Source organism: Streptomyces sp. NPDC007929 (assembly GCF_042959065.1).
Taxonomy (GTDB): domain Bacteria; phylum Actinomycetota; class Actinomycetes; order Streptomycetales; family Streptomycetaceae; genus Streptomyces.
In genome coordinates this window covers 463,178-487,848 of record NZ_JBIBKD010000007.1, presented here as the reverse complement: position 1 = coordinate 487,848, position 24,671 = coordinate 463,178, and the positions used below count along the sequence as shown (strand labels likewise).

At 73.6% G+C, this 24,671-nt stretch carries 22 protein-coding genes; 13 read left to right on the top strand and 9 right to left on the bottom strand.

Annotation, left to right across the window (positions count from 1 at the left end):
* Positions 1 to 70: 70 nt before the first annotated feature.
* Together ACFZDE_RS25500 and ACFZDE_RS25495 are read left to right on the top strand one after the other, a co-directional pair.
* Complete coding sequence (locus ACFZDE_RS25500) at positions 71 to 790, top strand: hypothetical protein (protein ID WP_390995037.1); 720 nt, start codon at positions 71 to 73, stop codon at positions 788 to 790.
* A 43-nt stretch (positions 791 to 833) separates the two neighbouring features.
* Positions 834 to 1,349, top strand: a complete 516-nt coding sequence (locus ACFZDE_RS25495) for a GNAT family N-acetyltransferase (protein ID WP_391203411.1) — start codon at positions 834 to 836, stop codon at positions 1,347 to 1,349.
* A gap of 18 nt (positions 1,350 to 1,367) precedes the next feature.
* On the opposite strand, the gene ACFZDE_RS25490 is transcribed toward ACFZDE_RS25495, so the two are convergent.
* Both ACFZDE_RS25490 and ACFZDE_RS25485 read right to left on the bottom strand, forming a co-directional pair.
* Complete coding sequence (locus ACFZDE_RS25490) at positions 1,368 to 2,954, bottom strand: AMP-binding protein (RefSeq protein ID WP_391203408.1); 1,587 nt, start codon at positions 2,952 to 2,954, stop codon at positions 1,368 to 1,370.
* Positions 2,951 to 4,630: an AMP-binding protein gene (locus ACFZDE_RS25485; RefSeq protein ID WP_391203406.1), complete on the bottom strand. Its 1,680-nt coding sequence runs from the start codon at positions 4,628 to 4,630 to the stop codon at positions 2,951 to 2,953. The genes ACFZDE_RS25490 and ACFZDE_RS25485 overlap by 4 nt, the downstream gene beginning before the upstream one ends.
* A gap of 125 nt (positions 4,631 to 4,755) precedes the next feature.
* Here ACFZDE_RS25485 and ACFZDE_RS25480 point away from each other — a divergent pair, with 125 nt between their 5' ends.
* The 4 genes from ACFZDE_RS25480 to ACFZDE_RS25465 all read left to right on the top strand — a co-directional run bounded on the left by ACFZDE_RS25480 (position 4,756) and on the right by ACFZDE_RS25465 (position 10,415).
* Positions 4,756 to 5,577 (top strand): LuxR C-terminal-related transcriptional regulator, encoded by an 822-nt coding sequence (locus tag ACFZDE_RS25480; RefSeq protein WP_390995026.1) that lies wholly within the window; start codon positions 4,756 to 4,758, stop codon positions 5,575 to 5,577.
* A 190-nt stretch (positions 5,578 to 5,767) separates the two neighbouring features.
* Positions 5,768 to 8,620, top strand: a complete 2,853-nt coding sequence (locus tag ACFZDE_RS25475; RefSeq protein WP_391203403.1) for an AAA family ATPase — start codon at positions 5,768 to 5,770, stop codon at positions 8,618 to 8,620.
* Positions 8,621 to 8,820: 200 nt separating this feature from the next.
* Positions 8,821 to 9,612, top strand: coding sequence for a trypsin-like serine protease (locus ACFZDE_RS25470; RefSeq protein ID WP_391203400.1), 792 nt, complete (start codon positions 8,821 to 8,823; stop codon positions 9,610 to 9,612).
* Between the two features lie 155 nt (positions 9,613 to 9,767).
* On the top strand, positions 9,768 to 10,415 hold the full coding sequence (locus ACFZDE_RS25465; protein WP_391203698.1) for a LysE family transporter: 648 nt from the start codon (positions 9,768 to 9,770) through the stop codon (positions 10,413 to 10,415).
* A 54-nt stretch (positions 10,416 to 10,469) separates the two neighbouring features.
* Here ACFZDE_RS25465 and ACFZDE_RS25460 read toward each other — a convergent pair whose 3' ends face one another.
* Complete coding sequence (locus tag ACFZDE_RS25460; RefSeq protein ID WP_391203398.1) at positions 10,470 to 11,585, bottom strand: DNA glycosylase AlkZ-like family protein; 1,116 nt, start codon at positions 11,583 to 11,585, stop codon at positions 10,470 to 10,472.
* Positions 11,586 to 11,827: 242 nt separating this feature from the next.
* Between ACFZDE_RS25460 and ACFZDE_RS25455 the strand changes: the two genes are divergently transcribed.
* Positions 11,828 to 12,397, top strand: coding sequence for an isochorismatase family protein (locus ACFZDE_RS25455; RefSeq protein WP_391203696.1), 570 nt, complete (start codon positions 11,828 to 11,830; stop codon positions 12,395 to 12,397).
* 42 nt (positions 12,398 to 12,439) lie between these two features.
* Positions 12,440 to 13,324 carry a GNAT family N-acetyltransferase gene (locus ACFZDE_RS25450; protein ID WP_391203395.1) on the top strand — a complete coding sequence of 295 codons (885 nt, stop codon included), beginning with the start codon at positions 12,440 to 12,442 and terminating at the stop codon, positions 13,322 to 13,324.
* Positions 13,325 to 13,342: 18 nt separating this feature from the next.
* On the opposite strand, the gene ACFZDE_RS25445 is transcribed toward ACFZDE_RS25450, so the two are convergent.
* Positions 13,343 to 14,770 (bottom strand): DUF1996 domain-containing protein, encoded by a 1,428-nt coding sequence (locus ACFZDE_RS25445; protein ID WP_391203392.1) that lies wholly within the window; start codon positions 14,768 to 14,770, stop codon positions 13,343 to 13,345.
* 304 nt (positions 14,771 to 15,074) lie between these two features.
* Between ACFZDE_RS25445 and ACFZDE_RS25440 the strand changes: the two genes are divergently transcribed.
* A complete protein-coding gene (locus ACFZDE_RS25440) occupies positions 15,075 to 16,076 on the top strand; it encodes an NAD-dependent epimerase/dehydratase family protein (protein WP_391203389.1) in 1,002 nt (333 codons plus the stop codon).
* A gap of 390 nt (positions 16,077 to 16,466) precedes the next feature.
* On the opposite strand, the gene ACFZDE_RS25435 is transcribed toward ACFZDE_RS25440, so the two are convergent.
* The gene (locus ACFZDE_RS25435) at positions 16,467 to 17,579 is read right to left on the bottom strand and encodes an ATP-binding protein (RefSeq protein ID WP_390993969.1); all 1,113 of its coding nucleotides are present in this window, start codon (positions 17,577 to 17,579) and stop codon (positions 16,467 to 16,469) included.
* Positions 17,580 to 17,581: 2 nt separating this feature from the next.
* Positions 17,582 to 18,328, bottom strand: a complete 747-nt coding sequence (locus ACFZDE_RS25430; RefSeq protein WP_391203386.1) for a response regulator — start codon at positions 18,326 to 18,328, stop codon at positions 17,582 to 17,584.
* 122 nt (positions 18,329 to 18,450) lie between these two features.
* On the opposite strand from ACFZDE_RS25430, the gene ACFZDE_RS25425 reads away from it, so the two are divergent.
* The 3 genes from ACFZDE_RS25425 to ACFZDE_RS25415 are packed head-to-tail and all read left to right on the top strand — an operon-like array spanning position 18,451 to position 20,557.
* Positions 18,451 to 19,146, top strand: coding sequence for a glycosyltransferase (locus tag ACFZDE_RS25425; protein ID WP_390993971.1), 696 nt, complete (start codon positions 18,451 to 18,453; stop codon positions 19,144 to 19,146).
* Complete coding sequence (locus ACFZDE_RS25420; protein ID WP_391203383.1) at positions 19,143 to 19,796, top strand: DUF2064 domain-containing protein; 654 nt, start codon at positions 19,143 to 19,145, stop codon at positions 19,794 to 19,796. The genes ACFZDE_RS25425 and ACFZDE_RS25420 overlap by 4 nt, the downstream gene beginning before the upstream one ends.
* Positions 19,793 to 20,557, top strand: a complete 765-nt coding sequence (locus tag ACFZDE_RS25415; protein WP_391203380.1) for a methyltransferase domain-containing protein — start codon at positions 19,793 to 19,795, stop codon at positions 20,555 to 20,557. The genes ACFZDE_RS25420 and ACFZDE_RS25415 overlap by 4 nt, the downstream gene beginning before the upstream one ends.
* Positions 20,558 to 20,885: 328 nt before the next feature.
* Here ACFZDE_RS25415 and ACFZDE_RS25410 read toward each other — a convergent pair whose 3' ends face one another.
* Positions 20,886 to 22,127, bottom strand: a complete 1,242-nt coding sequence (locus tag ACFZDE_RS25410; protein WP_391203377.1) for a molybdopterin-dependent oxidoreductase — start codon at positions 22,125 to 22,127, stop codon at positions 20,886 to 20,888.
* 113 nt (positions 22,128 to 22,240) lie between these two features.
* On the opposite strand from ACFZDE_RS25410, the gene ACFZDE_RS25405 reads away from it, so the two are divergent.
* Positions 22,241 to 23,617 carry a hypothetical protein gene (locus ACFZDE_RS25405; RefSeq protein WP_391203374.1) on the top strand — a complete coding sequence of 459 codons (1,377 nt, stop codon included), beginning with the start codon at positions 22,241 to 22,243 and terminating at the stop codon, positions 23,615 to 23,617.
* Between the two features lie 29 nt (positions 23,618 to 23,646).
* Here ACFZDE_RS25405 and ACFZDE_RS25400 read toward each other — a convergent pair whose 3' ends face one another.
* Together ACFZDE_RS25400 and ACFZDE_RS25395 are read right to left on the bottom strand one after the other, a co-directional pair.
* Entirely contained in the window at positions 23,647 to 24,126 is a 480-nt protein-coding gene (locus ACFZDE_RS25400) for an ATP-binding protein (RefSeq protein WP_391203371.1), read from the bottom strand.
* A 165-nt stretch (positions 24,127 to 24,291) separates the two neighbouring features.
* Complete coding sequence (locus ACFZDE_RS25395; protein ID WP_391203368.1) at positions 24,292 to 24,645, bottom strand: hypothetical protein; 354 nt, start codon at positions 24,643 to 24,645, stop codon at positions 24,292 to 24,294.
* Between the last annotated feature and the right edge of the window lie 26 nt (positions 24,646 to 24,671).

The following is a 24,671-nucleotide window of genomic DNA, read 5'->3' as shown; positions in this document are numbered from 1 at the left end:
CCGGACAGGCCGGGCCCCGAGGGAGCACGATGGGCACGCCGTCCCGATACGACACGGTTCTGGAGGGGCCATGGCCGAGACCGTTCCGGTGCGCTGCCCGGCCTGCCGCCGCGAGCACCGCTACACGGCACCGGCGTACCCCTGTGTGTGCGGCGCGCCGGTCGCCGCGCCCCTGGACCGCGACGGTGCGGCGACGCCCGTCTCGCACCGGGTCTGGCAGGACGACTGGGTGACCCTGCGATGCGGCTCCTGCGGGCGGAGCGGGCCGTGGCCACGCCCGGAGGTGGGGTGCGCGTGCGGGGTGGTGCTGAGGGTGGCGGTGCTGGAGGAAGGGGGCGCGAAGGGGCGGGCCGCCGCGGGGGAGCCCGATCGCCGCCGAGATGCCCCCGCCGCGCCACGTGCCGCCCGGCCGCCCTTCCTCTCGGTCACGATCCGTACCGCGCGCGACGCGGTCACCGCCACCGCCCTGTATCTGCGCTGGCTCGGCTACCGTGGCGTGCGCCGGGCGGATCAGCGGCCGCCCTCCGGTATCGGGCTCGCCGCCCGCGGTGTCGTCGCCCAGGTGGACCCCGCCGTGCGCCCGGCGACGCTGCGGGACGTGGAGTGCCTGTGGCTGACGGCCATGACGGAGTCCGCGGACTGCCTCTACTTCTCCCTCTCCGGGTACGCCGACGACGCCCTGGCCCGCGCCGACGCCCTCGGCGTCCCGCTGTTCGTACTGGACCTCACCGGCACCCCGAGGCCGGTGAACGCCCCGGCCAGGACGCTGGCCGCCACCGGCGCCGGGTAGCGGGGGGACCCGGCCCGGGCCGCACGGCCCGCATACTCACGGCATGCGCATCCGTCTCGCCACCCGAGCCGAACTCCCCGCCCTCCAGGACATCGAGCGGGCCGCCGGAGCCCCTTTCCGTGACCTCGGCATGCCGGAGATCGCGGACGACGAACCGCCCGCGCTCGACGTGCTGGAGGGCTACCGCCGGGCGGGCCGCTGCTGGGTCGCGGTGGACGAGGAGGACGAGCGGGACCGGCCGGCCGCCTACCTCCTCGCTGAACCCGTGGACGGCGCCCTGCACATCGAGCAGGTCTCGGTCCACCCGCGCGCCGCACGCCGGGGCGTGGGCCGCGCCCTCCTGGACCGCGCCGCCGACCAGGCCCGTGAGGAGGGCCTGACGGCCCTGACGCTGACCACCTTCACGGAGGTCCCGTGGAACGCCCCCTACTACGCCCGCCTCGGCTTTCGGCCCCTCCCCGAGGCGGACCTCACGCCCGGCCTGCGGGCCATCCGCGGGGCGGAGGCCGAACTCGGCCTGGACCGTTGGCCGCGGGTGTGCATGCGCAGGCCGCTGTGAACGGCGCGGCCGGTCCGGTCAGCCGTCCGCGAACCTCTCCCGCAGTTCCACCTTGCGCACCTTGCCCGACACCGTCATCGGGAAGGCGTCGAGGATCCGCACCGCGCTGGGGACCTTGTAGTGCGCCAACCGCCCCTCGCAGAAGGCCTGGACCTCCTCCAGCGTCGGCGGGTCGGCCGGGTCGCGGGCGATGACGCAGGCCAGGACCGCCTCGCCGTAGCGCTCGTGCGGGACGCCGACGACCTGGACGTCCTGGATCTTGGGGTGGCCGTAGAGGAACTCCTCGATCTCGCGGGGGTAGATGTTCTCCCCGCCCCGGATGATCATGTCCTTGATGCGGCCGACGATCTCGACGTAGCCGTCCTCGCGCATCACGGCGAGGTCGCCCGTGTGCATCCAGCGCCCGGCGTCGACGGCCTCGGCGGTCTTCTCCGGCTCGTTCCAGTAGCCGAGCATCACGCTGTAGCCGCGGGTGCACAGCTCGCCCGCCGTGCCGCGCGGTCGGGTGACGCCCGTGGCCGGGTCGACGACCTTGACCTCGATGTGCGGCAGGACCCGGCCGACCGTGCCGGTGCGGTGCTCCAGGTCGTCGTCCCGGCGGGTCTGGAGGGACACCGGGGACGTCTCGGTCATGCCGTAGCAGATGGAGACCTCCGCCATGTGCATCTCGGCGACCACCCGCTTCATCACCTCCACCGGGCAGGGCGAGCCCGCCATGATGCCGGTGCGCAGGGAGGAGAGGTCGTAGGAGGCGAAGTCGGGGAGGTTCAGCTCCGCGATGAACATGGTCGGGACGCCGTAGAGCGAGGTGCAGCGCTCCTGCTGGACCGCGTCCAGGGTCGCCCTCGGGTCGAAGGACGGGGCGGGGATGACCAGGCAGGCGCCGTGCGAGGTGGCGGCCAGATTGCCCATGACCATGCCGAAGCAGTGGTAGAACGGGACCGGGACGCAGATGCGGTCCCGCTCGGTGTAGGCGATCGACTCCCCCACGAAATAGCCGTTGTTGAGGATGCTGTGGTGGGAGAGGGTCGCGCCCTTCGGGAAGCCCGTGGTGCCCGACGTGTACTGGATGTTGATCGGGTCGTCGCAGGAGAGTTCCGCGTACCCGGCGTCCGCTCCCGCCCGGCCGAGCAGCGCCTCCCAGCCCGGGTCGCCGAAGAACACCACCTCCCGCAACTCGGGGCAGCGGGGCCGGACTTCCTCGGCCATCGCCCGGTAGTCGCTCGTCTTGTGGCTGAGGGAGGCGAACAGCAGGGACACGCCCGCCTGCTTCAGGACGTACTCCACCTCGTGGGTGCGGTACGCCGGGTTGATGTTCACCATGATCGCGCCGATGCGGGCGGTGGCGTACTGGACCAGCACCCACTCGGGGCAGTTGACGGCCCAGATGCCCACCCGGTCGCCCTTGGCGACGCCGGAGGCGTGCAGGGCGGAGGCGAGTTCGCCGACCGCCGCGCCGAACTCGGCGTAGGTCCAGCGCCGTCCGGAGGGCACGTCGACCAGTGCTTCGCGGTCCGGCCAGGTGGCCACGGCCCGGTCCAGGTTGGCCCCGATGGTGTCGCCGAGCAGCGCCGTCGGGCCGGTGCCGTGGCTGTAGGAGTTCACCGGAAGTCCTCCTCGCGGTACTCGGCGTCCGACCCGGCCGCGGTGGCCTCCCGCAGCTCGATCCGGCGGATCTTGCCGGAGACGGTCTTGGGCAGCGCGCCGAACTCCAGCCGGCGGATGCGCTTGTAGGGGGCCAGGGCCTCGCGGGAGTGCTCGAACAGGACCTTGGCGGTGTGGGGTCCGGGCGCGAAGCTCTCGGCCAGCACGACATAGGCCTTGGGCACGGCGAGCCGCAGTTCGTCCGGGGCGGGCACGACCGCCGCCTCGGCGACCGCCTCGTGCTCCAGCAGCGCGCTCTCCAGCTCGAACGGGCTGATCTTGTAGTCGGAGGCCTTGAACACGTCGTCGCTGCGCCCGATGTACGTCAGATACCCCTCGTCGTCCCGGGAGGCGACGTCGCCCGTGCGGTAGTAGCCGCCGGCCATCGCCTCCGCCGTACGGTCCGCGTCGCCGTGGTAGCCCGTCATCAGGCCGACCGGGCGCTGTGACAGGTCGAGCGCGATCTCGCCCTCCGTGGCGCCCGGCGCGCCCGAGACGGGGTCGAGGAGTTCGACGCGGTAGCCGGGGCTCGGCCGACCCATCGAGCCGGTCTTGAGCGGCTGGCCGGGGCTGTTGGCGACCTGGACGGCCGTCTCGGTCTGGCCGAAGCCGTCCCGGATGGTGCGGTTCCAGGCGCGGCGGACCTGCTCGATGACCTCCGGGTTGAGCGGCTCGCCGGCCGCGACGACCTCGCGGGGCGGTGTGCGCAGCTGCGTCAGGTCGGCCTGGATGAGCATCCGCCACACGGTCGGCGGGGCGCAGAAGGTGGTGACGCCCGCCCGGTCCATCTCCGTCATGAGACGCGCGGCGTCGAAACGCGTGTAGTTGTGCAGGAAGACCGTCGCCTCGGCGTTCCACGGGGCGAAGAGATTGGACCAGGCGTGCTTGGCCCAGCCGGGTGAGGAGATGTTCAGATGCACGTCGCCGGGTTGCAGGCCGATCCAGTACATGGTCGACAGATGGCCGATCGGGTACGACGTGTGGGTGTGCTCGACGAGCTTGGGCCGGGCGGTGGTGCCCGAGGTGAAGTAGAGCATCAGCGGGTCGTCGGACCGGGTCGGGCCGTCGGGGGTGAAGTCGGCGGAGGCCTCGTAGGCGTCGTCCAGCGGCAGCCAGCTGTCCGGCACCTCGCCCGCGGCGCCCGCGGCGATGCGCGTGTAGTCGCCCGGGACCTCGGCGAACTTGCCGGTGTCCTCGGGGCGCGCGATGACGTGCCGGACCCGGCCGCGCTCGACGCGGTCGCGCAGGTCGGCCGGACCGAGCAGCGGGGTGGCCGGGATGACCACGGCGCGCAGTTTCATCGCGGCGAGGGCGGTGATCCACAGTTCCGCCTGGTTGCCGAGCATGACGAGGATCCGGTCCTCGGCGCGCACGCCCCGCTCGCGCAGCCAGGTGGCGAACTGCGCCGAACGTACCGACATCTCCCCGAAGGACAGCCGGGTCTCGCGGCCGTCCTCCTCCACCAGGTGCAGGGCGGTGCGGGCGTTGCCGTCGGCGATCTCGTCGAACCAGTCGAGCGCCCAGTTGAAGTACTCGGGGCGGGGCCAGCGGAAGCCCGCGTAGGCGGTGGGATAGTCGTCGCGGTGTTCCAGCAGGAAGTCCCGCGCGCTGCGGAACAGCTCCGTCGCCGATGTCATCTGTCCTCCTGGGTGCCGGACCATTGCCGGGCGGCTCTGAGCCATCGTGTAATCCGTGATGCAGGTCTCACTACCCCCGAACGGGGGGTGCGCCCGCGCAGAGGCCGTAGTGAAGGGGCGATCAGGTGACGACGGACGCGTCCGACGCGGTCGAGATACGGAACGCGCTGCTGCGCCTGCGGCGGGGCACCGGCCTGCCGATCGCGTTCGGCGGCCTGATGGAGGCCGGGCAGCGGATGCGCATCAGCGAGCTGAACGGCACGGCGACACACGCCCTGCGGTCGCTGGTGGTGACGTCCGGCACCGGTCTGGGCGGCAAGACGGTGGCGCTGTCCCGGCCGTGCGTGGTGACGGACTACTCGGCGTCCCGGCAGATCAGCCACGAGTACGACGCCCCGGTGGCGGCGGAGGGGCTGCGCTCGGTGCTGGCCGTGCCGGTGGTGGTGCGCCACCGGGTGCGCGGGGTGCTGTACGGGGCGCTGCGCACGGCTCTGCCGCTGGGCGGGCGGATGCTGGACATGGCCGTGGAGGCGGCGCGGGACCTGGAGCGGGCGCTGGTGGTGCGGGACGAGGCCCGCACGCTCGCCGCCGAGGCCGCGGCCGGTGCCGGGACGGGCCCGGGGTGGGAGCAGGTACGTGAGGCGCACACGGCGCTGCGGGCGCTGGCGCCGCGGATCGCGGACCCGGAGCTGCGCGCCGAGCTGCTCGGGGCGTGTGCGCTGCTGACGGCCGAGTCCGCCGGACCGCCCCGGGTCCGGCTCGCGCCACGCGAGGTGGACGTGCTGGCGTGTGTGGCGGCGGGGGCGACGAACGCGGTCGCCGCTGAGCGCCTGGGGGTGACGCCGGAGACCGTCAAGGGGTATCTGCGGTCGGCCATGCGCAAGCTGCGGGCCCGCACCCGTGGCGAAGCCGTGGTCGCCGCGCGCCGGGCGGGGTGGTTGCCGTAGCTTTGTGGTGTTTTCCGTCGCGCCCCGTCGTTCGATCCGCCGGGGCTCCGGCCTCGTGTTCCGCCGCATTCGGGAGCCCGCGGAATTCGTCCGGCGGCGGTGGTTGTTATTTCCCTCACGACCCCGTCCCTCCGAAATTCAAAGAACTGTTGCCTAATATTGGCCAGGACACGACACAGGGAGGGCGGCGGTGACCGTGCGACGGGACTTCCAGGAGCCTTCCAGGAGCCGCCCCGACCTGGTCATCGGCCGGGAGGACTCGTTCACGTCGGCGCGTGAGCAGCTCGGCCGAGGGGGCAGTGTGCTGCTCCACGGCCCCGCGGGAATTGGAAAGTCGACCGTGCTGCGGGCGCTGGCCGCGGATTACGGGGGCGCGGAGCGCACGGTGTTGCGCTGCTCGGCGACGGAGTCCGAATCGCATCTGCCCTTCCTGGCGCTGGCCGACCTGTTCGGTCTGGTCCTGGACGACGTGTCCGGTGCGCTGCCCGGCGCCCAGCGCACCGCCCTGGAGTCGGCCCTCACCGGCCGCGGCGAGTCCACGCTCCAGCGCGACGGGCTCGCGCTGCGCCTGGCGGTGCTGTCGGCACTGCGCGTCCTCGCCGCGAAGAAGCCGGTGCTGGTCGTCGCCGACGACCTCCAGTGGCTGGACGCCGCCAGTGCGGAACTGCTCGGCTTCGCGGCCCGCCGGCTGGGCGACACGCCCGTGCAGATGCTGTGCGCGGTGCGCACCGAGGGCCAGGAGTACGACCGTCACCTGGCGGCGTCCCCGCCCGACACGCTCGCCGTCCGGCTGGGTCCGCTGACCCGTACGCAGGTCTCCGCGCTGCTCGACCACCGCGGCTACACGCCCCTGTCCCGCTCCACGGTCCGTGACATCCACCGCACCAGCGGCGGCAACCCGCTCTTCGCGCTGGAGCTGGGCCGGGCCCTGGCCGAGAGCCCGGCCCGCCCCCGGCCGGGTGAGCCGCTGCCCGTGCCGACCTCGCTGCGGGCCCTGGTGCTGAGCCGGCTGGAGATGCTGTCCGGCGAGGCGCGCCGCACCCTCCTCGTCGCCAGTGCCGGTGCCCGTCCCACGCTGGCGCTGCTGCACGCGGCCGGGCGGGAGCACGCCGAGGCCGAGACGGCCCAGGCGGCCGCCCTGGGGTTGCTGGCCACGGATCCCGAGACGCCGGCCCTGCGGTTCGCGCACCCGCTGATCTCGGCGGCCCTGTACGCGGAGGCCCCGGCCCAGGAGCGGCGGGCCGTGCACGCCGCGCTGTCCACGGCGGCCTCCGACCCGATCGAGCGGGCCCGGCACCTGGCCCTGGCGACCACCGGCACCGACCCGGACGTCGCGGCGCGGCTCGCCGAGGCCGGTGCGCTGGCCCGGGACCGCGGGGCGCCCTCCGTGGCCGCCTCGCTCGGGCTGTTCGCCGCCCGGCACACCCCGGCGGACAGCATCCCGGGCCCCGACGAGCGGCGTCTGCAGGCCGCGGAGGACGCGATCACCGCCGGTGAGGCCGATCTCGCCCGGGACATCGCCCGTGACGTGCTGACGCGTGCCACCGTGCCCACCGAGCGGGTGCGGGCCTGGATGGTGGTCATCGAGGCGGCCGGTCAGGCCCTCGGCGACGTCGACGCCGTCTTCCCGCAGGTCCTGGCCGACGCGGGCGACGACCCGCGGCTGCTCGCCCAGGTCCACTACCAGCTGGCCTGGCGCGGTCTGGTCGTCGAGGGCGACTTCGCCGAGGCCCGTCAGGAGGCCGCGCACGCGGCGGAGCTGGCCGCCCGGGGCGGGGACCGGCGCACCGAGCTGATGGCGCTGTCCTTCCAGGCCTCCACCGAGACCCTGATGGGCCACCCGGACGCTCCCGTGACCGTCAAGCGGGCCCTGAAGGAGCCCCAGGACCCGTACGTGGCCTGCCACCACAACGGCGCCGGGTCGGCCCGCTTCCGCTGGCTGATCATGAGTGACCAGCTGCCCGAGGCGCGGGCGACGATCACCGCGCTGCTGCGCGAGGTGCGCCGGCGCGGCATGGTCGAGAGCGAGGTGCACTTCCTGCGCTTCCTCGCCGACACGGAGCTGCGCTCCGGGCACTGCGGCCGGGCCCTGGACCTGGCCCGCGAGAGCCTGCGACTGGCCCGGGACTCCGGGATCGGCGAGGGCGCCTCGGCCATGCTCGCCTCCCTCGCGGAGGCCTCCGCCGGGGATGTCGACCGGGCCCTGGCGCTGGCCCGCGAGGCGGCGGACCACGCCGAGGTCGACGGCGACCAGATGTACCTCTCCCGGGCCCTCGCGGCCCTGGGCTACGCCCAGTTGGTGGCCGGCGACCCGGCCGCCACCGTCCGTTCGCTGCGCCGGGTGCGGGAGCTGGAGCACGGCCTCGGCATCAACGACCCCGGGCGCGGGCGCTGGCATGGCGACCTCGCCGAGGCCCTGGTCCGCATCGGCGAGCCGGGCGAGGCCCAGGACGTCATCGACACCACCCGGGCGCACGCGCTGCGGCTGGGCCGGCAGAGCGTGCTGGCCGTCCTGGACCGGGCCGAGGCGCTGGTGCGGGCCGCGCGCGGCGAACACGAGGCCGCCGTCGTCCGGTTGACGTCCGTGCAGGACCGGCTCGGCCGGCTCGGGTACGGCCTGGAGGAGGCCCGGGCCGCCTTCGCGCTGGCCCGGCTGCGCGCCCGGGCCGCCGCCTCCCCGCGGGCCGGTGCCCGGCCGCTGCCGGGGCCGGCGTCGTACGACGAGGCCGCCCGGCTGTTCCGGCGCTGCCGCGCGCTGCCCTGGCTGCGGCAGGTCGACGCGGCCGCCACGGCCGGTCCCGCGGCGGTGGAACCGGCCGCCGCCGCGCCGCCCGTCGCCCTCGACGCGCTGGAGGGTCTCGCCGCGATGGAGCGTCAGGTCGCCTCGCTGGTGATGGAGGGCGCGACCAACCGGGAGATCGCCGCGCGGCTGTTCATCAGCGTCAAGACCGTCGAGGCGACCCTCACCCGGGTCTACCGCAAGCTCGGCATCCGCTCCCGGGTGGACATCGTCCGGCTGGCGGCCGGCCGCCGCACGACCTGACCCGACCTGGGTCTGTTCGACCGGACCGAGGGTTATCCCTGCCCAACTCCCTTAGGGGGTTCCCTCATTGGGAGCCCCCTCGTCCGGGCTCTAGCTTGGGGGCGTGCCGCTCGCCGGGCACACGGAGATCCGAACAACGGCGTCAGGGTCCCCGTGCACCACCCGCGCGACCCCCCACCGGCAACTCCCCAAGGAGACCCATGTTCGGGCTCAGCATTGCCAAGAAGGCCGCCGCCGTCGCCGCGGCGACCGCCGCCGCCGCCACGACCGCGCTGCTCGCCGCCCCCACGGCCGTCGCCGCGCCCCAGCCGATCGTCGGCGGCACCACGACCACGACGTCCGCGTACCCGTTCGTCATGCAGATCACGGACGCCTCGCAGAACCAGTTCTGCGGCGGCACGCTGGTCTCGCCCACGAAGGTCGTCACCGCCGCGCACTGCATGGACGGCGAGACCACGAGCGGTGTGCGCGTCGTCGGTGGCCGCACCTACCTCAACGGCACCAACGGCACCGTGGCCAGAGTCAGCAAGATATGGATGCACCCGAGCTACACCGACGTCTCCAACGGGGACGACGTGGCCGTGCTGACGCTGTCGACGTCGATGCCGTACACCCCGGCGAAGTACGTCTCCGCCTCCCAGACCTCGGTGTACGCGGCCGGCACCACGGCCCGCATCCTGGGCTGGGGCGACACCTCACAGAACGGCAGCGCCTCCAACCAGCTGCGCACCGCGACCGTACCGACCGTGTCCGACTCCAGTTGCGCGAGCTCCTACGGCTCCGACTACGTGAAGAGCGACATGGTGTGCGCCGGGAAGACCTCCGGCGGCGTGGACACCTGCCAGGGCGACAGCGGCGGCCCCCTGCTCATCGGGGGCGTCCTGGCAGGCATCACCTCCTGGGGCGAGGGCTGTGCCCAGGCCGGTTACCCGGGCGTCTACACCCGGCTGACCACCTTCTCCAACCTGGTCACGACGCAGGTCACATCGTGACCGGCACCAGCTCCTGAGTAACCCTCAGGTGAAAGACCAGGGGGCGTTGCGGGCCTCCACGAGCGGCCCGCAACGCCCCCTCTCCATGTCCTGCGCTCTCCCTGCCCTTGGCCGGACCCAGGTGGTTGAATGGGCAACGGATGGGAGTGATGCTCGTGATATCCGCCGATCGTGTCCTGGCCTTCGCCCTGATGTCGCTGCTGGTCATCGTGATTCCGGGCCCCAGCGTGCTCTTCGTCATCGGCCGGGCCCTCGCGCACGGCCGCCGCACCGCCATGGCCACGGCCCTCGGCAATGTCGTCGGCTCCTACCTGCTGGTCGTGGCGGTCGCGTTCGGTGTCGGCTCGCTCGTCGAGCAGTCGGTGACGGTGTACCTGACGGTGAAGCTGGCGGGCGCGGCGTATCTGGTCTTCCTGGGCGTCCAGGCGTTCCGCCACCGCGGCGAGCTCAAGGGCTCGCAGATCACCACCCGGTCGGCGGAGCCGGCCCGCGGCGATCTCCGTACGCTCCTGGACGGAATCCTGGTCGGCGTCACCAATCCCAAGGGCATCGTCTTCTTCGCCGCCGTCCTGCCCCAGTTCGTGGATCCCGCGCGCGGCCATGTTCCCCTGCAGATGCTGCTGCTGGGGCTCGTACCGATCTCGATCGGCCTGGTCACCGACACACTGTGGGGCCTGACCGCGTCGGCGGCCCGCACCTGGTTCGCGCGCTCCGACCGCCGCCTGTCGCTGATCGGCGGGGCGGGCGGGTGCACGATGATCGGCCTGGGCGTGACGGTGGCGGTGACGGGCCGGACGGACTGAACCGCCGCGCCCGACAGGTGCGTTCGGCACCTCAGGTGCGATCGGCGGGGCGTCTCAGCTGCGTACGGCGCCGAACCGGATGTCGTACGACGACCCCGGGTGCATGACGCGCAGCATCCGCTCCCCCTCGGCGGTGACGTCGTCCCGTTGGCCCCGGGTGAGGCGGTCGAAGGGTTCGATCACGAGCGCGTCCTCGTCCAGGCGCCACAGGCCGGCGAGGAAGCCGTCGACGAGGAGAGTGCGGTAGGCCATGTTCCCCTTCCAGGAGCGGCCGCGGTGCTGGGGCGGGACGACGCGGGTGCGGTCCGCGTGCGACAGCAGCAGGTTGTCGAACTCGGGCAGGAAGCGCGGCGGTGCCGGGGTGTCCGGGTCGGGGCGGGGGGCGTCGGGGAGGTCGAAGAGTTCGACGCCGTTCTCGTCGCGGAAGGTCGTCAGCCGCGGCCGGAGGCGCTCGAAGGCGTCGCGCAGCCGCGTCATGCCGGCCCAGGCCTGCATGTCCTTGACGGAGGCCGGGCCGAAGGCGGCGAGGTAGCGCAGGACGACGGTGCCGGTGTCGGGGGCCGGTTCCGCGGGGCGGCCGAGCCAGTGCTCGGCGGTGGTGAGACTGACCTGCCCGCTGCGCCCCCACAGACCGCGCGGCGTCACCTGCACGAGCGGCAGACGGCAGCGGGCCGCGACGGCCAGGGCCTGCGGATCGGCGTCGGGCCACTCCTGGAGCAGGGCCTCGCGCAGCTCCTTCATGGTGCGCGGCTCGGTCTCGACGAGGCGGCGGGCGATCGCGGCGAGCCGGTCCAGGTCGACACCGGCGAGTCCCTTGCGGAAGGTGACGAGCTCCCGGTCCCGGGCGGGCTGCACCAGCGGGCGCAGGGTGAGGCAGTCGTCCGCGGTGTGGGTGTGGATGGTGGAACGCATCGTGACGATCCGGACGACCTCACGCTCGGCCATCGGCTGCGACAGCGCCTCGGGGGTGAACCCGTCGAGCCGGGCCGCGAGCGCGTAGTACGGAGGCTTGACGTTCTGCGCCTGGAGCCCGAGCAGATGCCCGACGGCCGCCCCGGCGGAGAGCCGGGCGGGGCGCAGCAGCAGCTGCCGGTCGAGGGTCGCGCGATTGAGGGCACGCGTGCAGAGCAGGGGTGCCGTACCGGTGACGCTCCGCTTGGTGTTCGTCATGGGAGGCACGGTAGCGGGACTTGCGGACAGCTTCTGGCCGCGACGGGGGTGGGCCGGCCGCCCGGCGACGTCCCCTCGGGCCGTTAGGCCCGCCGCGTCGCCGGGTACTCAGCAGGACGTTCACGCAACGCGCACCACCCGCACCACTCGCACCGCTCGGGAGAACCGATGCTCCGACCTCCTCGCCCACCAGAACGCACGGCACGGCCATGAGCGACAGCACCGGAGGGACGGTGGAGGGCATGGAACGAGGTGGGGACCCCAGGCGGTCGGCCCTGATCGTGATCGACATGATCAACACCTATGACCACGAGGACGCCGAGCTTCTCGTGCCGTCCGCGGAGCAGGTCGTGCCGGTTCTGACCGAGCTGCTCGGCCGGGCCAGGGAAGCGGACGCCCCCGTGATCTACGTGAACGACAACTTCGGGTTGTGGCGCTCGCACCACGGGGAGTTGCTGGACGCCGCCCTGTCCCAGCGGCATGCCCACCTCATCGAGCCGATCCAGCCCGACGACCGGTCGCTCTTCGTCGTGAAGGCCCGCCACTCGGTGTTCTTCGAGACGCCGCTGTCCTACCTGCTGTGGAGCCTGGCCGTGGGGCACGTGGTGCTGACCGGCCAGGTCACCGAGCAGTGCGTCCTCTACTCCGCCCTGGACGCGCACATCCGTCACCTGGAGGTGACGGTGCCGAGGGACGCCGTCGCCTCCATCCATCCCCACCTGGCGTCCGCGGCGCTGGAGATGATGGAGCGCAACATGGGCGCCCGGATCATCTCGGCGAAGGAGACCGACTTCGCACCCCCCGGGGCCTGACCTGCCCTGGCCCCGACCTCATTACCTGACTAAGGTCAGAGAATGGCGAAGGAGCAGGTGGAGCAGGTACGGCGTTTCAACCGGACGGTCGCCGAGCGGGTGGGGGTGTTGCACGAGCACTATCTGGGCGGTGCGCGTCCCTACGGCCAGGCGCGGCTGCTCTGGCAGATCGGCGAAGGCGGCACGCACGACGTCCGCGGCGTGCGCGAGCGGCTCGGTCTCGACTCGGGCTATGTGAGCCGGCTGCTGCGGGCGCTGGAGCGGGACGGCCTCGTCACCGTCGAACCCCACCCCGGCGACCGCCGGGTGCGCACCGTGCGGCTGACCGAGGCCGGGCGGCGGGAGTGCGCGCTGCTCGACGACCGCAGCGACGCGCTCGCCACCTCCCTGCTCGACCCGCTCGACGCCCGGCAACGCGAACGGCTGACCTCCGCGATGGCGGAGGTCGAGCGCCTGCTGACCGTCTCGATGGTCCACCTGGAGGAACTCGACCCCGATCACCCGGACGCCGCGCACTGCCTGCGGTCCTACGCCGCCGAGCTGCGGGAACTCTTCGACGGCGGCTTCGACCCCGCGCACAGCCTGCTGCCCGACCCGGGAGAGCTGCGGGCGCCCCGCGGGCTGTTCCTCGTCGCCCGGCTGCACGGCGAGCCCGTGGGCTGCGGCGGCCTCAAACTGCCGGGCGGGGCCCCGGCCGAGATCAAGCGGCTGTGGGTCTCCCCACGGACCAGGGGCCTCGGCCTGGCCCGGCGGCTGCTGTCCGAGCTGGAGGCCCGCGCCGCCCGGCACGGCAGCGACCGGGTGCGGCTCGACACCAACCGGGCCCTTGAGGCGGCCACGCGCCTGTACCGCTCCGGCGGGTACACCGAGGTACCCGCCTTCAACGACGAGCCGTACGCCCACCACTGGTTCGAGAAGCGGCTGTGACACGGCGGGCGGGGTGGTTCAGCCGCAGCGGCGGCCGGAGTTGATGCACTTGACGGCCTTCTTCATCAGCCGGTCGGGCATCGCGTTGATGAAGTCGCCGTGGTCGGTGATGGGCTTGTGCAGCGACTCGGGGAAGCTGTCCACGGCGATGGACGTGCTGCCGGCCAGACCGCTGTAGGTGAGACGCTGTACGAGCTGCGGGACCGCCTTGAATCCGGCCGGGCACCTGCCCCGGGCGTCGGCGAAGGCGACGTGGCTCCGGTGGTTGGCACTGTCGGTGTTGCGCCCGTCCCAGCAGTTCTGGAAGCGCTCGGTACGGACCAGCCGGCTGCCCGCCGGGCAGATCGGGTACTTGTCCTTGAGCTGGACGCGGTTCTCGAAGCCGGTGCAGGACCAGGCCGCGTTGGCGTTGGCGCCGCCGTTGGCGTTGGCCTTGGCGTCGCCGGTGATGATGCGCAGGAAGCGCGGCATCGCGACCACCTTGCCGGCGGGGCTGCCGACGAAGGTGAGGCTCGCGGAGGCGGGCGTGAGGATCTTGCCGACGTTGCCCTCGGCCCCACCGCCGAGATTGCCCGCGTCCGCCTCCTCGACACCGTCGCGGTCGCGCAGCACCGGCCAGTAGTAGGTCGACCGGTCGCCGTTGGAGCAGGTGGTGTCCGCCGCGGCGAGGGTGTCGTCGGTGGTGAAGGCGTCGACGCCGATGGCTCCGACGTAGTCGTGGGTGTGGTGGGCGCCGTTGCCCACGCCCGGGGCGACGATCACGTTGTCGGAGTTGTGCCGTCCTTCCGCGTTGACACCGCAGCGGGTCTTGAAGGCGCCCTTGGAGGCGTTGCGGCTCGCGCGGGGCGGGGCGGGCACGTTGGGTGCGACCTTGGTGATGTCCACGAAGTCCTCGGGCACCGGGCCGTTGTCGGCCGGGGACGGGCTCGCCCCTTGCTCGTTCTGCCCCTGGCCGCCCTGCCCTTGGCCCTCTTGCCCCTGCTGGCCCTGACCCTGCTGCCCCTGACCCGCGCCGGTCAGCGTGCAGGTGGCCAGGCCGTCCAGGCCCTGCGGCCGGGGTGCGCCGGTGCGGCTGATCGCGAGGGCGATGCGCTCGACGGTGGCGGTCCGCTTGTCCTTGAGGGGGCCGAGGATGGCGTTCCGCACGAAGTCGGGACCGCCCTGGCCGCGCGTGGTGGCGAGCCGGTCGCCGGCCTCGGTGATCTGTTTCTCCAGCAGCCGCAGGTTGCGGTCGACCTCCGCACGCGCCTGCGCGGGTACGTCCGGCAGCCGGTCTGCCACGGAGGGGCAGGAGAGGGGTGCGGCCGCGCGGGTGGTGGCACCGGGGGCGTCGGTCGCGTTGGCCTGAAGGTTGACCAACGCGAGTCCGACACCCCCCGCGGCCAGCCCGGCGGCCAGGACGATCGCGTTGCGGCGTTTCCGGTTGCGCCTGTGTCCCAGGTTCATGGTGGCCCTTCCGATCATGTGTCAGGTGTGACCACCGTGGCCGCTGGGACGAGGGGCGACCACCGGTTCCGGCCGCGCGTCACCATCGCGTAAGAACTGGCACCCCGCCCCGTGCTGCCGGCCAGCGGTGCTCGGGGTTGTCCCCGCCGGGGCGGCAGCCGGCTGTGGCGAGTCGAGCAGCGAGGAGCACGTCGAAGCGGGGCCCGGTTCGCGGTGGTTCGGCGCACCCGGGCCCGCCTTACGGAGTCATGACGTACGGCCGCGTTCGCGTGAGGCGGCGGTCGTGGGCGCCTAGCGTGCCCGTATGCGCGTACTGGTCACCGGCGGTGCCGGGTTCATCGGGTCTCAGGTGGTCGCCACCCTGCGGGAGCGGGGGCACGAGGCGGTCGTGTTCGACGTACGGGAGGATCCCGCGTCCGACGTACGGGACGCCGCGGCGGTACGCCGCGCCCTGACCGGGGTGGACGCCGTGTGCCACCAGGCAGCCAAGGTCGGGCTGGGCGACGGCGTCGCCGACGCGGCGGACTACGTCTCGCACAACGACCTGGGGACGGCCGTGCTGCTGGCGGCCATGGCCGAGGCGGGTGTGGGGTCCCTCGTGCTCGCCGGGTCGATGGTCGTCTACGGCGAGGGGCGGTACGTGTGTGTACGGCACGGCGTGGTGCGGCCCGGGCCGCGGGCGGCGGCCGATCTCGACGCGGGGCGGTTCGAGCCGGCGTGCCCGGTGTGCGGGGCGGCGCTCGCCCCCGGGCTGGTCTGCGAGGACGCCCCGGCCGATCCGCGCAACGTGTACGCGACGACGAAGCTCGCCCAGGAGCATCTGGCCGCCTCCTGGGCCCGCTGCACCGGGGGCTCGGCGGTGTCGCTGCGCTACCACAACGTGTACGGGCCCGGCATGCCCCGGGACACGCCCTACGCCGGTGTCGCCTCCTTCTTCCGCTCGGCACTCGCCCGGGGCGAGGCCCCCCGGGTGTTCGAGGACGGGCGCCAGCGCAGGGACTTCGTCCACGTACGGGACGTCGCGGCGGCGAACGCCGTGGCGCTGGAGGCCCATGCCTCGCCGGGTGCGCTCACCGCGTACAACACGGGCAGCGGCGACCCGCACACCGTCGGCGAGATGGCCCGGGCCCTGGCCGCCGCGTACGGCGGCCCCGCCCCGGTCGTCACGGGCGAGTACCGCCTCGGAGACGTACGGCACATCACCGCGGACTCCTCACGACTGCGCTCGGAACTGGACTGGAAGCGGGAGTCCGGCTTCGAGGAGGGCATGAGGGAGTTCGCCCGGGCGGGAATGCGAAGCGCGTGACCGATCGGGTCGGTGACGACAGCTCCGCCATCGACCCGGGCACCGGCACGCCGACCGGGACCGACACCCAGCGATAAGGCGCTCCACCCCCGCACGCCCAGCCGCGCCCGACGCCGGCACCGCGGCAGCGGTCCGCCGCGCACGGCCGGGCACCGGCACACGACGGGCGCTCCGCCGCGCAGCCGCCACACCCGCACGCAGGCAGAGGCCCACGCCGGCCCCGAGGCCCCCAGGCGCCCAGGCGCCCCGCGCGGTCGGCCCCAGGACGAAGCATCGGCCGACGCCGGCACGCGGCAGCGGCGCCGGCGCGGGACGGAGGCCCGTCGGCGGACCTCCATCGAAGCCCCCGAAGTTCCCGGCGGCGGCACGTCGTTTCCCCGTGGTTCGGGTTCAGGGCGCTGCGGCCGGCAGTACCACCTCGAAGCGGCAGCCGCCGGGGATGTTGCGTACGCCGGTTCGGCCCTGGTGGGCTTCCACGATGCCGCGGACGATGGCGAGGCCCAGGCCCGCGCCTGCCGGAGGCGTCCGGGCGTGTGTGCCGCGCCAGCCCGTGTCGAAGACGCGCGGCAGGTCCTCCTCCGGGATGCCGCCGCAGCCGTCCGTCACCGACAGCACGACACCCTCGGACGAAAGCTCGGCGGCGATCGCGACCGTGCCGTCGGCCGGGGTCCGGCGGATCGCGTTGACCAGCAGGTTGCCCAGCACCCGGCTCATCTCCTTGCCGTCCACCTCCACCGGCACCGGCTCGATACGCCCGCCCACCAGCCGCACCCCGTGCTCGCGGGCGAGCGGGTCGAAGCCCGCGAGCGCGTCGCCCACGAGGTCGTACAGCGAGATCCGGGTGGGCGTCAGGGCCAGGGCCCCGGCGTGGATGCGGGAGAGCTCGAAGAGGTCGCCGACCATGCCGTTGAGGCGTTCGACCTCGGTCCGCATCTGCCGGAGGTAGCGGTTGGGGTCGGCGGCGACGCCGTCCTCCAGCGCCTCCGACATGGCGCGCAACCCCGCCAGCGGGGTCCGCAGGTCGTGGGAGATCCAGGCGACGAGTTCACGGCGGGAGGTCTCCAGGGCGCGTTCCCGCTCCCTGGACTCCGCGAGCCTGGCACTGGTGGCAGCCAGCTCGCGGCTCACCGCGGCGAGTTCGGCGGTGGCGGGACCACCGGGCGCGGCGAAGTTCCCGCCGTCCCCGAAGGAGCGTGCGGCCGCGGCGAGTTCACGGCTGCTGGCGACCACCCAGCGGCCCAGCAGCAGCGCGGTGGCCAGGGAGACGACGGCCGCCATGGCGACGACGGTGGTGACGACGGTCAGGTCGTGCGGCGACAGGAACATCGCCCAGGCGACGATGAGCGTGCCCGCGAGCATCGCGACGACGCCGACCGCCGCCACCACCGCGAGCGAGACGGTCAGCGAGCGGCGGCGGATCAGGCGCAGCACCGCCGCTCCGGTCAGTCCCGTCGCCGCGGCACCGGCGAAGGCGTACAGGGCGATGAGGAGGTTGTCGCGCACGGTCAGTCGTCCCCTTCCCCGGGTCCACCCGGTTCACCGGGTTCGAAGCGGTAGCCCACGCCCCACACGGTCTGGATCAGGCGGGGCCGGGCGGGATCGTCCTCGACCTTGCCGCGCAGGCGGCGGATGTGGACCGTGACGGTCGACAGGTCGCCGAAGTCCCAGCCCCACACCTCGCGCATCAGATCCTCGCGCCCGAAGGCCCGCCCCGGGTGCCTCAGGAAGAAGGAGAGCAGGTCGAACTCCCGGAGCGTGAGGGCGAGTTCGGTGCCGTTCTTGGTGGCACGGCGGGCCTCCGGTTCGACCGTCAGGCCGGCTGCTCCCAAGTGGCCCCCCGCGACGGCGGGGCGGCTGCGGCGCAGCACCGACTCGACGCGCAGGACGAGTTCGCGGGGGCTGAAGGGCTTGGTGACGTAGTCGTCGGCGCCGACCTCCAGGCCCAGGATGCGGTCGTCCTCGTCGCCTCGGGCGGTCAGCATGATGACGGGCACGGGGCCGTGGCCGCGGATCCGCCGGCACACCTCCAGGCCGTCCATGCCGGGCAGCATCAGGTCGAGCACGACCAGGTCCGGCCGGTGCGCGGCGGCACGGGCGAGGGCGGTCGGGCCGTCGTCGGCGCGGTCCACGGCGTAACCGGCGCGGTCGAGGTATCCGGCGACGACCTCGGCGACGGTCGGATCGTCGTCGACGACCAGGATCCTGCGGGATCCGTCCGCGGCTCCGGGCGGCTCATAGGACTGTCGGTGCATGCCTCCAGCCTGGCACCGCGGCGCCGACGGTGGGGGCCCGGGCACCGTAATGGCCTCCGACGTCCGCGTTTCGTAAGGAGCGACTGTCCGATTTGCCCGGTTCGCGTTCGTAGGGTGAGACCGTGACGACGACATCCTCTGACGTCGACGTGGTGCTGCCCTGCCTGAACGAGGCCGAGGCCCTTCCCTGGGTGCTCGAACGGATTCCGCCGGGCTGGCGCGCGATCGTCGTCGACAACGGTTCCACGGACGGTTCGGCCGGGATCGCCCGCGCCCGGGGCGCGACCGTGGTGCACGAACCGCGGCGGGGCTTCGGCGCCGCCTGCCACGCCGGACTGACGGCGGCCACCGCCGAGGTGGTGTGCTTCTGCGACTGCGACGCCTCCCTCGACCCGGGTCTCCTGGTCCCGTTCGTGCGCGAGGTGCGCGAGGGCGCGGCCGATCTGGTGCTCGGACGGCGGCGTCCGCAGGGGCGGGGCGCGTGGCCGCCGCACGCCCGGGCCGGGAATCTGGCGCTCGCGCGGATGCTGCGCCGCCGCACCGGACTGCGACTGCACGACCTCGGTCCGCTGCGTGCCGCCCGACGCGAGGCGCTGCTCGGCCTCGGTCTCAGCGACCGGCGCAGCGGCTATCCGCTCCAGATGGTGGTCCGCGCGGCCGACGCGGGCTGGCGGATCGCCGAGCACGACGTGCCGTATCTGCCGCGCACCGGTGCCTCGAAGGTGACGGGCACATGGCGCGGCACCTGGCAGGCCGTCCGGGACATGAGCAGCGTGCTGGCCGAGACGCCCGCGCCCGAAGGGGGAACCGTCCGTTGACCACGCTCCTCGTCATCGCCAAGGAGCCGCGGCCGGGCCGGGTGAAGACCCGGCTCACGCCTCCCTTCACGCCCGTCCAGGCGGCCGAACTGGCCCGAGCGGCCCTCACGGACACGCTGCACGCCGTGGCCGCCACACCCGCCACCCGGCGCGTCCTCGTGCTCGACGGCGCCCCCGGCCCCTGGCTGCCGCCGGGCTTCGACGTCGTGCCGCAGTGCGCGGGCGGTCTGGACGAGCGGCTGGCGCACGCCTTCGCGGGCTGCACCGGTCCGGCCCTGCTCATCGGCATGGACACCCCGCAGGTGACCCCGGACCTGCTCACCGTCGACTTCACCGACTGCGACGCCTGGTTCGGCCCGGCGCGGGACGGCGGTTTCTGGGCGCTCGGCCTGGCCTGCCCGGATCCCGCCCTGCTGCGGGGTGTGCCCATGTCGACGCTGGTGACGGGCGCCGCGCAGCGGGAGCGGCTGGTCGCCGCGGGGCTGCGGGTGCGCGAACTGCCGATGCTGCGGGACGTGGACACCGCCGCCGACGCCCACGCGGTCGCCGCGCTCGCCCCGCGCGGGCGCTTCGCGGCCCGGCTGGCCCTGTGTTCGTCGGCTGCCGAGACGGGCGCCGAGCCGGTGTCGCCCCCGGCCGGCCCCCGATGAGCGCCCCGCCCGCCACCGCCCTGGCCTGGGCGGCCGCCGACCCCTACGACGCCGCCGTGCGCGCCGGGCACGGCCCCCTGTACCTGCGGCGCGCCGACGGCTGGCTGCTGCCGCTGGAGGTGGAACGCTGGTGCGCCCGGGCCGACCGGGTCGACCGGGACGTGCTGGACCGGTGCGAGGGGGCCGTGCTGGACGTGGGGTGCGGGCCCGGGCGGCTCGTGGCGGAACTGGCCGTCCGGGGGCGGGCCGCCCTAGGGATCGACGTCAGCGAGGCCGCGGTGGAGCACACCGTCCGGCTCGGGGGCCAGGCGCTGCGGCGGTCGGTGTTCGAGCAACTGCCCGGCGAGGGCCGCTGGGACACCGTGCTGCTCATGGACGGCAACATCGGCATCGGGGGCGACCCGGGCGCCCTGCTGGAGCGGGTCGCCGGGCTCCTGCGACCCGGCGGTCTGCTGATCGCCGAGACCGCCCCGGCGGACGTCGACGAACGGGTGCACGTCCACATCACCGACACCCGCACCACCGACGGGGACCCCTTCCCCTGGGCCCGGCTCGGCACCCGCGCGCTGCTCCGGTACGCGCGGAGCCGCTGGGAGCGGGAGGGTCAGTGGTCGGCCGGCGGACGGCGCTTCGCCGCGCTGCGCAGCCCGGGCCGCAGCCGCAGCGCCAGCAGCAGCGCCGAGCCGCCGAAGAGGGCCGCCGTGATCAGCAGCCAGCGGGTGAGGAACACCTCCGGCGGCAGGCCGGTCGCCGACCGGTAGCGCTCCTCCACCATGCCGCTGATCAGCGGGAACCATACAAGGAGCAGCAGCCCGGACAGGGCCGCCGGGACGCGCACGTACATCGTCCACTCCCGGCGGCGGACCCGACCGAGGCCGCGGACCAGGGCCCGGTCCGCCGTCGCGTACAACGGCAGCAGCACCAGGTCGTGCAGCAGCGCGGCGCCGACGACCCACAGCGCCACACCGAGCCAGTCACCGGCGAGCAGCCGGACCCCGGCGTAGACCGCGAGGGCGAACGAGCAGGCCAGCAGCAACAGGTGCAGGGGGCTGCCGACGGGGAAGCGTCCGGGTGTCAGAGGTCGGCGCATCACAGGTCTCCGAAGGTCATCCGGGCCACCCACTTGGTGTTCAGCACACCGGGGGCCGCGGGCACGATGATCCGGGCCGGGTGGCCGTGGTCGGGGGAGAGTTCCTCGCCGTTGACGTACAGGGCGAGCAGGGAGCGCGGGTCGGCCACCTGGTTGGCGCGCAGGGCGGCCTTGCGGAAGGCTCCGCGGCGCTGGAGGGACTCGACGAACACGTCCGGCGGATCGTCCTCGTACCCGACGAGGGCCGCGAGGTCGCGCAGCCGCACCCCGCGCCACCACTGGTCCGGTGTGGACCAGCCCTCCACACAGGCGATGGGCAACGCCGCGCTGTGCAGGGGGAGTTCGGCGAGCTGGGCGCGGCTCAGACGCACCGTGCCGGTGCGTCCCGTCACGACGAGCCGCCAGGCGTCCCCGGCCGTTTCCGCGCGGTCGATCCCGGCGTACGCGGCGGTCTTGTTGATCTGGAAGCCGTTCGGGCCACTGTCCGGTTCCCCGCCGCCGTGCGGGGCGAGGAGGGCGGTGCGCCGCAGCGGGCCGCCGAAGTTCTGCCCCACGGTCGTGACGAACAGCAGCAGCGAGCCGCCCCCGACGAACCACAGGGCGCCCCGCCGGGAGACGGTCGGCCGGTCGGGGCGCGGGGAGACCAGGTCGTCCTTCTCCTCCCGCATCCGCCGCAGATTGCGCAGTGCTTTGGGCGTCTTCAGCAGCGCGTGGGCCACGAAGGCGGCGAAGAACACCCAGGCGCCGTAGAAGTGCAGGGGGTAGAACGAGCCGGGGAAGACGTAGTCGAGCTGGACGTTGAGGACGCCGGTGACGAACTCGAACAGGCCGCCGCCGACCAGGAGCAGCAGGGAGAGGCGCTCCAGGGCGTGCGTGAGGGAGCGGGCCGGGGGCAGGGTGAACAGCCTCGGCACCACGGACCACAGCTTGGCGAGCAGGACGGGGATCAGGGTGACGCCGAGGGTGACGTGGACGCCCTGGTTCAGCCGGTACAGCCAGTGCGGGTTCGTCGGCCAGGCGAAGAGGTAGAAGCCGAGGATCCCCTTGTCCGGGGTCTTGTCGTTGACCGGCGAGAGGTTCGGGTTGTAGGCGGCGTACGACAGGAGTCCCGTCACGAACAGCACGGTGATGCCCACCAGGAGGACCAGGCCCAGCACCGAGGTGAACCAGGGGCCGCGCAGGGGGCTGCGCCAGAAACCGGGGGACGTGGGAAGCCGCGGATCGCGTGGATCGTCTCGCATGAGCCGACGGTAGGCCGCCGAAGCCCCGCCGAAGGGGGCGCGACCCATGACGAAACGCTGACATCGGGCCCGGTCGGCGGCCCGTGACGGGTCGCGCGGCCTAGCGTGCCGGTGTGATCCGCACCCTGCCCTCCCCCGCACGGACCCGCGCGTCCGGGCCTGACGGCCGTCCGCGCCGTGACCTGTACGCCGCCGGAGCCGCCGCGCTCCTCGTGGTGGTGGCCGTCGTGGCCGGCCGCCGCATCGAGGACTCCCGCGGGACGCTGTTCGTCGACTGGCCCCCGCTGCTCGCCTCCTGGGGTCCGCACATGGGGCCCGGCACGCCCGCGGCCGTGCTGGTGGCGGTCGCCGCCGTGGCGTACGGCCCCGCCCTCGCGGCCCGCCTGCCCTGGCGGGTCCTGCTGCCGGTGTCCTGGGGCGCTTCGACGGCCTGGATCCTCTCCCTGGCGCTGATCGACGGCTGGGACCGGGGTATCGCGCGCAAGCTCACCACCCGCCACGAGTACCTCCAGGTCATCGACCGCTTCCACGACATCCCCGCGGCGCTGCGGGGCTTCACCGGGCACATCCTGCTCGACTCGCCCGACAACTGGCCCGCGCACATCGCCGGGCATCCGCCCGCCGCCACCCTCACCTTCGTGCTGCTCGACCGGATCGGGCTGCGGGGCGGGGGCTGGGCCGGGATGTGGTGCGTCGTCGTCGGCGCGACGGCCTGTGTGGCCGTGCTGGTCACGATCCGCGCCGTGTCCGGCGAGGCACTGGCCCGCCGGGCGGCCCCCTTCCTGGTCCTGGCCCCGGCGGCGGTGTGGATGGGCACGTCGGCGGACGCCTACTTCGCGGCGGTGGCGGCGTGGGCGGTGGCCCTGCTCGCCCTGGCGGTCACCCGGCGGTCCCCGGGGTGGGCGGGCGCGTCCGGGCTGCTGTTCGGTCTGACCTGCTATCTGTCGTACGGCCTGACCCTGGTCGCGCTGATCGCTGCGGCGGTCCTGGTCCTCGGCCGTCACGGGGTGCGGGAGCGCCCGGTCCTGCTGGTGCCGCTGGCCGCCGGACTGGCCGTGGTCCCCGCGGTGTTCACGCTCGCGGGCTTCGACTGGTGGGAGGCCTACCGGCTGCTGGTCACGCGCTATGCCCAGGGCGCGGGCGGCGTGCGCCCCTACGGCTACTGGGTGTGGGCCAATCCGGCCTGCACGGTGCTCGGCGTGGGACTGGCGACGGTGGCGGGACTGCGGCGGACGGGGGCGCTGCTGGTCCGGCGGCGTACCGCGTCCCGGGCCGGCGTCCGCCTCGCGTTCCTCGTGTCCGCCGCGCTCCTGGCGCTGCTGGTCGCCGACCTGTCCGGCATGAGCAAGGCGGAGACGGAGCGCATCTGGCTCCCGTTCATGGTGTGGCTGCTCCCGGCCTGCGCGTTCCTCCCCCGCCCCCGCTCCTGGCTCCTCGCCCAGGCGGTGCTCGCCCTGCTCGTCAACCATCTGCTGCGCACCGGCTGGTGACCCGGGCCGGGAGGGGCTGGTCGGGGGTGTCAGGCGGCCGGGCCGACCGCGGGCAGGGAGCCGGGGCCGCCGCCCGGGGCGGGGCGCAGACACGCGGTGATCTCTTTGCCACGGCCCAGGGGTGTGACGGCGACCTCGCTGCTGACCGTGTGCACGACGTGCATGCCGTGGCCGCCGAAGCGCCGGCCGTCGCGCTCCCTGACCACCGGCCGCACGGCGGAGGTGTCCCACACCGTGATGGCGAGTTCGTCGCCCAGGAGCCGCAGGACCATCCCGCAGGGGCCCGGAGCGTGCCGGATCGCGTTGGTGACGAGTTCACTGACGACCAGTTCGGCGTCGATCGCCAGCGGCGCCGGCACGCGTGCGCGGCCGGTACACGGTGCGTACGCGAGAAACGCGTGCAGCGCCCGGCGGGCCTCGACGGCGCACGCCGCGCCGTCGTCCCAGGCCGCGCCGTACCGCAGCGGCACCTGCTCGTCCGTGCCCGGCTCATCTGCCGCCTGCTTCATAAGCGGGATGACCATATGGGGTTCTCTCGTTGTTGTTCGTCGTGCTCGGTGGCCTTTCGCACGTCGTCTACCCCGCCGCGGTGCGCGCATACTGCCGACGGCCCGCCGTTGTGATGTGCTCCGCGCCGCACGGGGCGAGACGGCGGGGCCTGCTCGACGTGTCCGTCAGACTCTGTTGATCCTTGCGGCGATTCCGTGACCGATCAGCAGATAGATTCCCGCGGGAAGTCCGTGGTTGAGGACGACGCGCAACCCTTCTGTGTCCATCGTGAAAATGTCCTGCGCCCATCCGGAAAGCCAGTCGGCAGTGCCGTGGACGAATTCGACGAACGGATTCCCCTGATTGGCGTCGAGGAGGTACAGCACGATCCACAGCCCCAGCAGACCGGCCGCGATGTCGGCGATCGTGCAGATGGTGAGGGCCGCCCGACGTGCGGTGGCCTGGTTGCGGGCGGTGCGGTCGGGTGGCGGGGGCTGGTCGTGGGGCTGGTACGCGGAGGCGGGGTCGGTGCCGTTCACGAGAATTCCTGTCTGCCGTGATGATG